9 protein-coding genes, 1 tRNA gene and 1 pseudogene are annotated in these 13,425 nt (G+C 60.7%); 5 read left to right on the forward strand and 6 right to left on the reverse strand.

Going from position 1 to position 13,425, the window contains the following annotated elements; genetic code table 11:
* The first annotated feature begins 91 nt into the window (after positions 1-91).
* A complete protein-coding gene (locus LB525_RS20965) occupies positions 92-721 on the forward strand; it encodes a hypothetical protein (RefSeq protein WP_224546559.1) in 630 nt (209 codons plus the stop codon).
* Here LB525_RS20965 and LB525_RS20970 read toward each other — a convergent pair.
* The 5 genes from LB525_RS20970 to LB525_RS20990 all read right to left on the reverse strand — a co-directional run bounded on the left by LB525_RS20970 (position 687) and on the right by LB525_RS20990 (position 6,750).
* Positions 687-2,789 carry a nuclease-related domain-containing protein gene (locus tag LB525_RS20970; RefSeq protein ID WP_224546561.1) on the reverse strand — a complete coding sequence of 701 codons (2,103 nt, stop codon included), beginning with the start codon at positions 2,787-2,789 and terminating at the stop codon, positions 687-689. The two genes, LB525_RS20965 and LB525_RS20970, sit on opposite strands and share 35 nt — an antisense overlap.
* A gap of 53 nt (positions 2,790-2,842) precedes the next feature.
* Positions 2,843-3,976 carry a hypothetical protein gene (locus tag LB525_RS20975; protein WP_224546574.1) on the reverse strand — a complete coding sequence of 378 codons (1,134 nt, stop codon included), beginning with the start codon at positions 3,974-3,976 and terminating at the stop codon, positions 2,843-2,845.
* A 90-nt stretch (positions 3,977-4,066) separates the two neighbouring features.
* Positions 4,067-5,182, reverse strand: a complete 1,116-nt coding sequence (locus tag LB525_RS20980; RefSeq protein ID WP_224546577.1) for a Fic family protein — start codon at positions 5,180-5,182, stop codon at positions 4,067-4,069.
* A gap of 363 nt (positions 5,183-5,545) precedes the next feature.
* A tRNA-Arg gene (locus LB525_RS20985) sits at positions 5,546-5,622 on the reverse strand.
* A 204-nt stretch (positions 5,623-5,826) separates the two neighbouring features.
* Positions 5,827-6,750 (reverse strand): DUF1003 domain-containing protein, encoded by a 924-nt coding sequence (locus tag LB525_RS20990; RefSeq protein WP_224546579.1) that lies wholly within the window; start codon positions 6,748-6,750, stop codon positions 5,827-5,829.
* Positions 6,751-7,252: 502 nt separating this feature from the next.
* On the opposite strand from LB525_RS20990, the gene LB525_RS20995 reads away from it, so the two are divergent.
* Positions 7,253-7,702 carry a universal stress protein gene (locus LB525_RS20995; protein WP_224546581.1) on the forward strand — a complete coding sequence of 150 codons (450 nt, stop codon included), beginning with the start codon at positions 7,253-7,255 and terminating at the stop codon, positions 7,700-7,702.
* A gap of 411 nt (positions 7,703-8,113) precedes the next feature.
* On the opposite strand, the pseudogene LB525_RS21000 reads toward LB525_RS20995, so the two are convergent.
* A pseudogene (locus LB525_RS21000) lies at positions 8,114-8,962 on the reverse strand (D-alanyl-D-alanine carboxypeptidase family protein); the annotation flags it as partial.
* Positions 8,963-9,416: 454 nt separating this feature from the next.
* On the opposite strand from LB525_RS21000, the gene LB525_RS21005 reads away from it, so the two are divergent.
* The 3 genes from LB525_RS21005 to LB525_RS21015 all read left to right on the forward strand — a co-directional run bounded on the left by LB525_RS21005 (position 9,417) and on the right by LB525_RS21015 (position 13,360).
* Positions 9,417-11,225 carry a methyl-accepting chemotaxis protein gene (locus tag LB525_RS21005; RefSeq protein ID WP_224546592.1) on the forward strand — a complete coding sequence of 603 codons (1,809 nt, stop codon included), beginning with the start codon at positions 9,417-9,419 and terminating at the stop codon, positions 11,223-11,225.
* Between the two features lie 240 nt (positions 11,226-11,465).
* Positions 11,466-12,572: a hypothetical protein gene (locus LB525_RS21010; RefSeq protein ID WP_224546603.1), complete on the forward strand. Its 1,107-nt coding sequence runs from the start codon at positions 11,466-11,468 to the stop codon at positions 12,570-12,572.
* A gap of 161 nt (positions 12,573-12,733) precedes the next feature.
* Positions 12,734-13,360 (forward strand): nucleoside triphosphate hydrolase, encoded by a 627-nt coding sequence (locus LB525_RS21015; RefSeq protein WP_140843669.1) that lies wholly within the window; start codon positions 12,734-12,736, stop codon positions 13,358-13,360.
* Positions 13,361-13,425: the final 65 nt, after the last annotated feature.

Here is a 13,425-nt window from a genome sequence, read left to right on the forward strand (position 1 = left end):
GCAAATATGCTTGTTTTAGGAAACGACAGTTGGAAGTGGTGCGTCCGCCTCCAACGGTCTGACCACGCCTAGGCTTTGCGGAGCTCGGATCATGGCTGATTCCGACCATAGCACGACTATGCCTCCCGTCACGAATGGCAAGACTGCCAACGCGTTGGACCGGTTGCCGGATGCAGACCCTGCAATTCAACTGCTGCGAGATTGGGCGCGGGCGCAGCATGTCTCGCATGTCCTTTGCCGACTTCAACAGCGCCTAGAGAGGCGCGTTCTCGGCGCTGCAGACCCAAAAGCGATCGATGAGAAAGTCGGCTATTCGATCGCTTGCCAAGCGGAGGTCGAGGCCACAACGGCGGTTTTAAAGCTTCAGGACAAACTTCCCCACATACAGGCGCGGTCGCTTCTTGGCATCGTCGCCAAGCTCGAAATCATCGCTGGCGCAGATCGCGATATCGATGATCCAACAGACTTTCCCTGGCCGCATATTGCTTCGATCCTCGACGACTTGAAGAAAATCGCCGGCAGCCTACCGCTTGGGCGGCCTGAGCGATCCGTCGTTCAGGCGAACTGCAGGCAATATCAAGCGATCGCGGCCAACCTCATCGGTCTGGAAAACCGGGCCGCCAACCTTCAATTGGGGTTCTCCGTGCACCCCTCCCGTGTCATTCAATCCCCAAATGAATGCCAAGTCATGTCAACTTCGGCCCATTCTTCTGATGCCTAGGGAGAATGGCACGTGGCTGCCATTTGGTCTTGAATAGTTCGTCTACCTTGCGGGAGTTTTCGGCTAGATCAGCATCCTCATGCCACTTCTCCACCAGCGGGAGGGCCGCATCGACAGGCGCTGATGTGCTGATGTCGTCCACGATGACGTACCATCGATCTCGCTTCGAATCGTACTTGTGTTTTTGGCCGATTGCCTCAGCGGCCAGCCATATTTTGTCGTTCAGAGTCCGGCAAGCCAAGTAGGTAAGACCGCCTGTTTCTGTTAGAATCGAGAACGATTTCATCTCCTTGCCCGCCGCAACTTCTTCTCGGATTGCCAGCACGGTTTTAGATAAGTCCGTCAGCGAGCCATAGGAAAAATCGTAGAGGTCGATGACTACCGATGCCAGTTCGGGGGGTGCCGTCTTCAGGCTCTTGAACAATTCGGAGATAACCGGAATGTCCAACCGCTCAAGGATGCTAACTGGGCGAACCGTCTTCACCCCGACGTCCCTCGGCATCATAAAATCCTCGACGATTTCGGCAAAATCCTTCTCAAGATGCATGAAGTCATATTCAGGATCCATCGCCAGTTTGTATTTCAAATGATAGCCGAGAAAATTGTATTCACTATCCGAATGCATCTTATCAAAAACGTCCGAGCGGCACTTAAGGTAGTAAAGAAACTCGATGGGCGTTGGCAGCATGCGCGCCACACAATCGAGAACGCCTAGGTCCCAAATGACGGGCGCGATCCTGTCGCTTCTCTTCAGCATGATGTTTGAGAGAAACGTCGCAGCAGGAAAAGCGTCGCTCAATATGACGGCAGGGAACACCCGCACCGTTGGTGGGAATATCAGTGCTTTGCCGTCTTTCGTTTTGCATTCCGCTCCGGCCTGGACTAGCTCGGCAAACTCGTAGGCTTGGCGGTATGGGGCTTGAATGGCGCCTTCGAAATCCTTGTTTAATGCCTCTTCATCACCCGCTCTTGCCGTTAACGTCACACGCTTGGATTTCGCCTGCACGACGATCACGAACTCGCCGTAAACTATGAGCGCGTCGGCTTCGCCGGCTGTCTTCTTTTTGCTTGGCTGGATCGTGACGTTCTCATACACATTCGCCGTACGGAATACCGATCGAAAGAGGTCAGCAGCTGCTTTCTCCAGAAAGGCACCTCGATGCTTGGCTGCTATGTCGACATATGTCTTGTCGGCTATCATCCAATAGGTCGGGCTCTCGTAGACGCTCTCAGCCAGCCTGTATGCGTTTGGTGCATAGAGATGCTCCCCAATATCGATCAGCGGCGCAAGATTGGCTTGATTCACAACAAACGCAGACGTGAAGTTGGCATTTGCGTTTGTGACAGGGGTTGCGAACTTGGCCATGAAGGCCTTCGCCTTGCTGGCACCGAATTTCTTGATCAGCTCGGCTTTGGCGATCAAGAGGCTGTCCGTTAAATCTGCCTTGGTCGGAACCGTTCCATCCTCCTTCCTCGCGTTGATCGCTGACATCTGCCGCGATGTATGCTCCATGATGAACCGTGCAATTTCGACCATTGGACGCGCTGAAAGCCCAGCATTGCGGATCAGCCATTCAAAATCATCGCGATATCGGTCTCGGGCAAAACGCTCTAGCTGATGGAGAAAGAAGCTGTCAGCACCGTAATAAATGGCTTCCCGAGCCGCGGCGCCCAGAGCCCTTTCGATCTTTCCAGGATCACTGAAATCCGGCATCGAATCCAATGTGAGCCGGTCGTGGAATTCCCTGAGAAGTCTGTCAGCTTTGTCTGCAAAATCGATGTCAGTATTGACGATGGAGTAAGTGCAATCCGACGCGGACTGAACCATCAGCCCGAGCAAGAGCATGAACTCATTGCTGTTTAGCTTGGTGGTAGACCAGCGCTTTTCTGGATCGTCGGCAACTTTAGCTTCTCGCAAATCAATAGCAACGATCCAGTCGCGATACATGATGGCGGAAATATCATGCAATGTCCCGGGGCTCTGCGCGAGAACACGCAAGTCGTCGAATATATTTTCGAGAGAACGCGCCTTTGGTCGCCCTGGGTTTCCCAATTCCATGTTTGTCATGTCGCGCCAATTCTTATGTGGGCTAGAGCTATTGGGCCAAAGAATCGACTCACTCACCACTTAACAACGAGGTCGTCGTCGTAGAGCACACTTGGCAACATACCCATCATCACATGGTCGGGCAGGATGCGAGTAGCCCGCTTCTTATGGACTTCGAACCCGGGGTATGCATCCCCAATGACTTGCTTGAAGAACGTCTGCGTGCGAGGCTTCAGGCATTCCGTAATTTCCCACAGAAATGCGTGGACGGCTTCGTAATCGGACACGATCTCTTCGGGTCGATGAATCGCTTCGAGATGCTCGAAGAACCTTTCGACATGGTTTCCTGGCATATTGAAGAGCGGGCGTCTGCCGTCGAAATAGACCACCTCGATCTGCTCGCGGATAGGATCGACATTACCGTGCAATGCGAAATTTCTCTTATCGATGACTCGCATGAAATGCGCATAGGCATTGGTGCTCTTGTCGATATCGCGTGCAAAGCCATCGCAATGCTGGCTGAGCAGCGCGAGGCGGTCGGGAATCTTAGCCCGGATGAAGGCCTGATAGGCTTCAGGGGCATTCCGGATTTCATCGCGGGTGAACATGAGGATCACCATATTGATGAAGGCCTCGGCCATAACCGGCATCAGAAGGTGAAGCTTTAGACAGTTCCCGAAGAGGTCGTTCGCACGTGTGGATACTCCTTGCATGGCTTTTTCCAAAGTTTTCAGCCGCGATTTGGCACCTGGCGATCTTTCTGGAAAAGCCGTCTTTGCCGGGGCATCGATAATAGCTGCGTGCAAGTCGGCGCACAGGCCCGCGATACTGACAAACTTATTCTGAAAGACGACGAATTTTTCCAGGCTCTGCAGTACGGCAGATTTCTGCGGACCGATCCTCGCATAGTCCGTTCTAATACCGACAATCAGGTCCCGCCACTGCTGGTGCGTGAGCGCCTCGCCGACCATGATATGAATCTCGCGCGACATGCCCAAGATATACACGTCGGTCTCGCCGGCCTTGAGGCTGTAGTCCCAGTGTATCCAGTTATCGCTGTCATCCTTGCGCAGAAAGTTTTGAAAACCGTTCGGTTCGCCAAAGCGAGCTTTCAGATAACAGTAGATATCCACCGGCCTAAGCCGTGACCTGACCGCGAGAATGGCGCCGCCTTTCTTCTTCTTAGGTTTCCTGTCGCTGTTACCCATTCCACCACTTCCTGCCGGGTAGCTGCCCGCCATTCACTGATGTTGAGGCAAGCAGGCTCTTTGACAGCCTGCCTCTTCTTTCGATGGGATTTACGCACGATCGTCACAAATATTCAGCGTGTAACGTGTGTGTCGGAGTTCACCAGCTCTTATCAGCGCACTCTTGGCAACGAGATCCTGCAGGTCCCTCGTCGCCGTAGCGCGCGACGCCTGGGTGATGGCGATGTAATTCTCGGCGCTAAGACCGCCCTTGAAGCCGTCGATACCTTCGCGGAACATTCGAGCGATGACTTTTTCCTGGCGCTCGTTGAACTGATCCCGATGGCGCTCGTAGAATTTGGCCTTGGCGACGGAGAATTCGACACGAGCAAGCGTTACGCGCTGCGCTTCGAGGATCGTGTCGGCGAAATATAGCAGCCAGTCGGTAATCGCGTTGCTTTTGTTGCTGGCTTCCAGCCGGTCGTAATAAGCCTTGCGATGACGTTCGATCGTATAGGCCAACGCGATGAGACTCGGCTCGCCCAGATTTTGCGCCATCGCCTTTTCGCAAAGCGCGCGTCCTATGCGGCCGTTGCCGTCTTCGAACGGATGTATGCTCTCGAAATAAAGATGCGCGATACCGGCGCGCGTCAGCGCGGGAAGCGGAGTCTTACCCTTGGGCGCGGTATCGTTGAACCAGATGGTAAAGGCGTCCATCTCGGCTTTCACGCGCGATGAGGGCGGCGCCTCGAAATGCACTTTGGGTTTGTCCAGCCGGTTAGAGACGATCTGCATGGCATCGGCGTGCTGGCGATAGTTGCCGATCGTCTCGATGCGTCGCTCTCCGGACATCACCATCTTGTGCCAGGCATAGAGCGTGCGATGCGAGAGCGGCTTGGCAAAATGCAGATACACGTCGGCCATCATTTCGGCGATGCCCCGCTCGGCGGGCGGTATGCGCCTATTCTCGCCTCCGAGCCCAAGCTGCTGCCGCAAGGATGATTGCAGGCTTTCCCGGTTGAGATACTCACCCTCGATCTCGGATGTCTTCAAGGCCTCTTCGCTGATTAGATCGATGCGGATCTGGTCGCGGTCATCGGGGCCGACATGGCGAAACACGCCCAGGAACTCGCCCGATCGCAATAGGAACTCGCTTTCCAGCGGGTCCAATGCCATCTTGTCGTAGGTAAAATGCGGCCAGTCGGCCTGCTCCCAATTCCATGCCATGAGCTATAGAGCCCCTTTCTATAACTCATGATATCGAAAAAGGTGAGCTATAGCAATCTGATCTATGCCTCAGCCAGCACCCGTTAGACAGTCTCCGGCCGCCCCCGCAGAAAATTCGACATATTGACCGTGAAGAAACCACAGTCCCATGAGTAGAGTTGGGCCTTAGCCGGAGCCACAAGCTGCACCCGGCCGCGACCAGTGGTAAGTTGGCGCGGAATGGGCGTCTGACTCCACAGTGATCGGTCAAAGCCTAGCCCGAATACATGTCCGACTGCTTCCGTGGTGCTTCCGCGACGCACTTCCCGACCTCGTCTCGCGGGAAAAATACCTTGCTAACCACCTGTTTTGACAGTATAAAAATGGCGCACCCGGCAGGATTCGAACCTGCGACCTCTGCCTTCGGAGGGCAGCGCTCTATCCAGCTGAGCTACGGGTGCTTCCCGGGAAAACGAACCGGCCGGTGAGCCGGCCAGCCACGGCTTCATAGCCGAAGCCGCCCGTGGCTTCAACGGCCAATTGGCGATTGGGTGGGAGGCTGCGGGTTGATTGTCTGACGGAGGATTGTCGGATAGGGCGCTCCCCTCTCCGTCTCGGCTTCGCCGAGCCACCTCTCCCCGCCTCTGGCGGGGCGAGGAATTGGCCTAACCTTCCGCCCCCGCCTTCGCCGTCTTGCGCCGCACCGCCCGTGTCGCGCGTTTCACCTTCTTCGCCGCGGTCAGCTCGTGCATGGCATCGAGCTGCATCTGCTGCATTTCGGCCAGGCGCTGCCATTGGCGCGAGATGAGGTAGTCGAGCTTTTCGTGCAGGTGCCGCACTTCCAGCTCGGCCTTGAGGTTCACCCGGTAGTCGTTGAAGGAGCGCAGCCGGTCTTTGGCTTCCTGCCGCTTCTGGCTCATCATGATCACCGGCGCCTGGATGGCGGCGATGCAGGAGAGCAGAAGGTTGAGCAGGATGAACGGGTAGGGATCGAAGGCGTGCGCCAGGCCGGCGATCAGGTTGATGCCGATCCAGACCAGAAGCACGGTGCCGAACGAGATCAGGAACCACCAGCTGCCGCCGAACTCGGCCATCGTGTCGGAGACGCGGTCGGCGAAGGAGCGGTGCTCCTCGAACTCCTCTTCCGAGTTTTCCGAGATCGTGTCTTGTCTCGCGATCGATTCAACTACCTGGCGGTCGAGCTCGGAGAATTCCCCATGCTCCTGCTGCAGCAACTCCTCCATGTAGCGCATGCGGTAGCGGCCGAGCTCCTCGCGGCTGATGCGGGCGCCGCGCGGCAGGTCGGGATGGTCGGAGCGGATGCGGTCGGCAAGGCTGGGCCTGAGATCGTCGATGCGCACCAGGTCGCGCTTGCGGAATTTCCGGCCGCTGATCGCCGAGGGTTTTTTCTTCGGCTTGATCCGGCCGGGCACATGCGGTTCGGAATCCGGCACCTCCGGCGCTTCGAGGATCTCGTCGGCTCCGTGCTGGGCATCCTCCAACACGGTTTCCGCCTCGAGATATTCGCCGGCGACGTCGTTCTCGTTGTCTGCCTGCTTCTGCGCGGCTGCCTTCGGGTCGCTGGCCATGGTCGGTGCTCCTGTTCGAGGCTTTGCGATACGATACGCCAAGCCGGCGCGGCATATCCATGGTCAGTATGAAAAGTGTGTGACGGAACAAGTTCTTGTGATTGGGCGGGCGTTGCTTTCTCCGCCGACCTTCGCGCTGCAATCGCACCTGGCGGCGCAGCCCCCTCTCCGTCTCGGCGCTTCGCGCCGATCCACCTCTCCCCCGCTTTGCGGGGGCGAGGAAACGCCAATCGCCATTGCCGCGCCGTTCGCAATCCTGGGTTCCTCGCCCCCGCCGGAGGCGGGGGAGAGGTGGCTCGGCGAAGCCGAGACGGAGAGGGGGAGCGCCGTCGGCAATTTCTCACCACCCTGGAGCAATCGTCTCCGCCCCCTGGCCTTGATCCGGATCAACCTGGCCCCTGTGGCGGGCCTGATAGGCTGACTATATCGACATCAGGCCTGACCGTTCAGGCTCCCGCCACCTGGGCCGCGCGCAGCGCCCCGCAAATGAGGGATCGCCACCATGTACAAGACAATCCTGATTGCCACCGACGGTTCGGAACTCGCCCAAAAGGGCGTCGCCCACGGGCTGGAGCTGGCCGTGGGCCTTGGCGCCGCCGTGGCTTTCGTCACCGTCTCCGAGCCGTTCCCGACGCTGGCCTGGGGCGGTGCCATGGCCGGCTATGTCGCCGCCGACGAGCTCTCCAATTACGAGGAAAGCGCGCGCAAATATGCAAGCGAGGTGCTCGACAAATGCAAGGCCGAAGCCGAGGCCAAGGGTGTGGCCTCCAAGGGCGTCCACGTCGAGAACAAGGCGCCGGCCGAGGCGATCCTTGAAGTTGCGGGCGCCGAGGGCAGCGACCTCATCGTCATGGCCTCGCACGGCCGCCGCGGCCTCGGCCGCCTGATGCTTGGCAGCCAGACGGCGGAGGTGGTGTCGCTGACGCGGATCCCGGTGCTGGTGGTCCGGTAGGCTCCGCCGATATTCAGGTGATGCCGGCCTGCGAACGACGATTTCCTGCGCTTCCGGTGCTCACGTGCTTAAAGTACGCTCCGCTCGGTTCTCGGAAACCATCATTCTCGGCGCGGCCTGGCCTGAATCTCGACAGACCCGGGCCGTCGGGCGCCGTTTCTATCGGTTCGTCATTCTAGGGTCTGCGCGCGTCGCTTCGCTCCTTGCTCCGCCCTGGAATGACGAGCCGACAAGGGCGCCGCGCTACTGCGCCGGCAGCAGCAGCGGCGAAGTGGGCGACGCCAGATCCGGCGACGGCAGGTCGGACGCCGGCTGGCCAGCCTGCATCGACGCAGGGGGCGCGGAACCCGGTGCCGGCAGCCCTGGCAAAGCCGAGTCGGGCGGCGCCATGCCGGGCAGGGGCGAAGCCGGCTGCTGCCCGGAATACATCAGCCTGGGCTGGCCGGGATCGGCTGTCGTCGGCCCCAGGCTTCGCTGGATCAGCGCCTCGACATGGTTGTTGCGCTGGCGCGCGCTGTCGGCGCCCATCACCACCACGATCAGATGCCTGCCGTCGGCATTGTAGGAGGTGACGATGTTGTAGCCGGAGGCACGAATGTATCCGGTCTTGATGCCGTCGACGCCGCGCACGCGGCCCAGCATGTCGTTGTGGCCGCGCACCAGCCGGCCGCGGAACATGAAGTCGCTTTCGGAGAAATAGTGGAAATGCTGCGGAAAGCGCTTTTCCAGCGCCATGCCCAGCACCGCCATGTCGCGCGCCGTGGTCACCTGGCCGTCATCGGGCAGGCCGCATGCATTGCGGAAATTGGTGGCGGTCATGCCGAGTGCGCGCGCCTTGGCAGTCATCATGGCGGCGAACTGATCCTCTGAGCCGCCGCCCAGATACTCGCCCACCGCCACCGCCACATCGTTCGCCGACTTCACCACCATGGCGCGGATGGCGGAATCGACGTCGATCGTCTCGCCGCGCCGGAAGCGCAGCTTCGTCGGCGGCTGCGAGGCGGCGTGGTCGGAAACCGGAATCTGCGTCTGCTTGGTGACGCGCCCGGACTCCAGCGCCTCGAACAGCATATAGAGCGTCATCATCTTGGTCAGCGAGGCGGGATAGCGCTGCGACCTCGAGTTCACCTCGAACAAGGTCTTGCCGGTCGAGGCATCGACCACGATCGCCGCATATTTCTGCGGCTTCGCCGGCACGGCAAGCACGCTTTCAGGCGGCGCGGCCGTGGTGCAGCCGGCGACCAGCAGGAGCAGGGCCATCGCGGCGATGAGTTTCTGGAGGAGCGGGAAGGGACGGGGCAAGACGGTTCTAAAGCTGTTGCTGAGATGCGGCGAAGCTAACGTACCGCATATGCCGCGTCCAATGGGTTAACGGCCGCAATAAGGCATTTGCCCAGGTTTTCGGGGTGCTGCCGGCGAAGCGGCCAATCTCCCCCCTTGCGGGGGAGATGCCCGGCAGGCAGAGGGGGTGCTGTCCCGCCGGCGTGGCCGTCATGAGAAATAGGCCCTCGGACGCAGGCTGATTGAACATCGGTCATTCTGCAAAGCCGCGTTCCTTCGCACCCCCTCTGTCCTGCCGGACATCTCCCCCGCAAGGGGGGAGATCGGATGCTGCTTGGCTTTCGCCAATCGCCGGCCCCTGCTTACCCCCGTTTTGCCTTCCGCCCCACCTTTCCGTTAATATGCCCGCGGCTTGGTTTTGGGGGGATCGGCAATGTCGGAAATCGCCACGGGCACCACCTCGCTTCTGCGGGCATCGCTCAGCCGCACCGGCAAATGGGCGGCGAGCTTCGCCTTTGTCAGCGGCGCGGTCGGCGACGTGCTCAACCCGCTCGGACCCTTTGCCGCCTATATCGCGCTCGGCGCCGCGGTCGCGGCGTTGATCATCGCCATCGCCATGGTGCTGCGCCTGGTGCTGGCGGCAAAGGCCATGCCGGCGCTGATCTTCGCCACCAGCGCGGCGGCAATCGCCGGCGGCGTCTACGGCATCCAGCAGCAAACGAATTCGCAGAATGGCGTGATCGCCGGCCTCGTGCCGGCGGTGGCCGAGCTGCAGCAGTCGCTGGGCATCGTCTCGCAGAAAGTGGCGAAGATCGAAAAGACCGTCACAGAGACGCAGAAGACCGTCGAAGCGGTCAAGAAGTCCACCGACACGGTAGCGAAGACGACCGAAGAGATCGCGCTGACGCAGACCAGGCAGACCCAACAGGGCACCGAGACGCAGAAGACCGTGGAGGCGGTCAAGCAGACCACCGACAGCTTGGCCGCGGGCCAAGAACAGCAGCAGGCGCAGGCCGAAAAGCTGCAGGCGACCACCGAGCAGATCGCCGCTTCTATCGACACCATCGCCAAGGGCTTTGCGCAGCTTGCGGCGCAAGGCGGAACGATCGCCGATCCGAAGCGCCCGGACGAGTTCTATCACAATGCCCGCGTCTACGAGCTGGCCGGCGACATGCTCAACGCCCGCCGTTCCTATCTTGCCTTTGCCGGCTTCGATGTCGATGCGATCGACCCCTATACGCGCTTTGCCACGCTGCTCAGGGTCCAGGACGGCAAGGCGAGCGCCCGCGAAGTGTTCGGCCAGCTCGCCGAAAAGGCCAAGGCGCCCTCGCTCAAGCTCGTCCATCTGTTGCAGTTCGACGACGCGCAGCGGCTCGACAAGCTAAACGCCTTCATCGCGGCCAACCCGGATTACGCGCCGGCTTATTTCCTCCTGGCGCAGGAGTTTTCGGAAGACCGCCTGGGCAGCCAGACGCTGGCCGACAAGCGCAGCGAGGCGACCGCGCTGACCAAATTCGTTTCGTACGAAAAAGACGGCGGCCTGCTCAAATATTTCGTCGATCAGACCCAACTGGCCGACTGGCTCGACCGCAGCCGCGCCCGGCTGACGGCATTGGGCGACGTGCTCGACCCGTCGCGCTTCGTGCCGACGCTGACGCCGACGCGCTCCAACGCCGGCTGGTCGATGACGATCTCGCTGCCCGAGCCGGCGACGGCGATTTCCTGGCGGCTCGGCGCCAATGGCCCGTTCACCGAGACCGGCATGCTGGCGATGAACGACCAGCGCACCGGCAAGCCGATGCCCAATCCGAGCTTCGAATTGCCGGACAGCACCGCGGCGACCAATATCGGCATCAAATATCTCGACATCCGCGGTCGTGAGACCGGCCCGTTCGACATCCGCTTCGATCCAGATTCAGCGCTCCAGCAGGGCAACAAGCAGATCCTCGACCAGTTCTGGACGTCGTGGATCGCCTTCGATGCAGGCGGCAATCGCGGCCTGGTCTATTTCACCCAGATGCTCTCCTTCCGCTGCGCCATCAGGCAAGTGCATTACAGCCTGAACGGAACCGCGCTCGACAAGGAGATCAAGATGCCGCCCTGCGACGCCAAGGACCCTTATGCAATTCCTTCCGACTACCAACCCTATTTCAAGGTCAAGGACGACGTGAAATCGATGGCGGTGCAGGTGACCTATACCGATGGCACCAAGTCGCCGGTCAGGGAGTATAAAAGGCAGTAGGGTCGTTTTCAGCGTGGCGCTGTTCCCCTCTCTTGCGATTTTTTATCGCGCGTGAAGCGGCGACCTATCCTTCGTCATTCTAGGGTATGCGCGCGTCGCTTCGCTCCTTGCTCCGCCCTAGAATGACGAAGGATAGGTTGGCGGGGGCGAAAACGCCTGATGCAAATTGCCAGCCATCACGCTTGCGTATCCGGTGCCGGACAGGCTTTGCTGCCGCGAGAAGAGATTCGGGAAGCATTCATGGACACGCTCACCATCGGCGCAAAGGGCATCTCGGTTTCGCTCGATCTTGCCGTCGGTCACATCAGTGCCATGGAGGTCGAGGCCGAAGGCCGCATCCTGAAGCCCCTGCACCGCGCGCCCTGGGTCGGCTCGCCGCGCGAGAGCCTGCCGGAAACCCTGCCCGAAGGCACGGTGCGGCTCTCAGGCGATTTTCTCTGCGCGCCTTTCTCCACCAGTGACGTCGAGACCGCGCCCCTGCATGGCTGGCCGGCCAACAGTGAGTGGGACGTCGTCGACAACGGCGCGGTTCCCGGCGGCTGGCGCGCCGTCGTCCGGCTGCGCCGCAAGGTCATGGGCGCCACTGTCGACAAGGTCTTCACACTGCGCGACAGCCATCCCTTCCTCTACCAGGAGCACATCTTTTCCGGCGGCGCCAGCGCGATTTCCGTCGCCCATCATCCGATGACGGCGATGACGGGCGGCGGCCGGCTCGCCTTCTCTGCGAAGCGCATGGCCGTCACGCCGCCGATGCCGCCGGAGCCCGATCCGGCGCGCGGCCGCTTCATGCTGGCCTATCCGGCTCGCGCCGCCGACCTCACAAAATTCCCGCTCGCCGCCGGCGGCACAACCGACCTCACCGGCTACCGCATGGAAGACAGGCGCGAGGATTTCATCACCCTGGTCGAGGCGGACCACGGCGGTCCGGGCTGGACGGCGATTGCCCGCCGCGCCGAGCAGGATCTGGTTCTGGTGCTGAAGAACCCGGCCGAGCTGCCGGTCACCATGCTGTGGTTCTCGAATGGCGGCCGCGACTACGCGCCCTGGAGCGGCCGTCACGTCGGCGTGCTCGGCATCGAGGACGGCCGCACGGCCGTCGGCCACGCCGCTTCGCTCGGCGACAACTGGTTGAAGCATGAAGGCGTGGCCACAGCCTTTGCGCTCGCCGAGGGGCGGTCGGTGTCGTTTCGCCATGTCATCGGTGGGGTTCCGCTCGCGGACGTGGAGCCGCCGAGCGGTCTGCAATCGGCGCCCGACCGCCTGCGTGTCCTCGCTGCCGGCGGGGCAGCGCGGGAGGTGCCGTTCGACGGCGGGTTCCTGCGCATCGGCGGCTCGGTTCCTGATTGAGACGTCGGCCAGCGCCTGAGAGTTCGTTATTCCAGGGCGACGAGGATGGACGCCTCGGCTAACCTCGAAGGTGCGCAGGCCGCCTGAACTTCGGAACGAGGTTTGAATTTTCCGCCGACACCCGCCAAGATGTCGGCTGAACCGCAGCCGGAAAGCCGCCGATGTCCGAGATCGCCCATATCACAGCCGCCATCTTCAAGCGCGCCGGCGGAGCCAGGCGCTTCGTTGTCGCCATCGCCGGTCCGCCCGGCTCCGGCAAGTCGACGCTGTCAGCTGCATTGCATGAACTGCTGCCGGAAGGCACATCCGAGGTCGTACCGATGGACGGCTTTCATTATGACGACATCATTCTCAACCGCCGCGGCCTGCGCCCCCGCAAGGGCGCGCCGGAAACGTTCGATTTCGCCGGTTTCGAGACGCTCTTGAAGCGCATCCGCTCCGGCGAACCCGATATCGCGATTCCCGTGTTCGACCGCAGCATGGAACTGTCGCGCGCGGCGGCCGAAATCGTCGGCACCGACACCAAGTTCATCCTGGTCGAGGGCAACTATCTGCTGCTCGACGAGGAGCCGTGGTCGCGGCTGGCGCCTTTGTTCGATTTCACCATCTTCGTCGACGTGCCGCGGGCCGAGCTCGAAAGCCGCCTGATGGAGCGCTGGCGCGAACATGGCAAGTCCGACGAGGACGCCCGCGCCTGGATCGCCTCCAATGACATGCCCAACATCGAGCGGGTGCTGGCGCGGCGCCGGCCTGCCGACATGGTCGTTGGTTCCTTGGTTATTGGTTAACCTGCTCAATTTTCAATAGTTTTGGGCGGGAACCTTAAGGTTTTCGCGCCGTTATGACCCTATCC

The organism is Mesorhizobium sp. CA16 (assembly GCF_020165175.1).
In the GTDB taxonomy this organism is placed as follows: domain Bacteria; phylum Pseudomonadota; class Alphaproteobacteria; order Rhizobiales; family Rhizobiaceae; genus Mesorhizobium.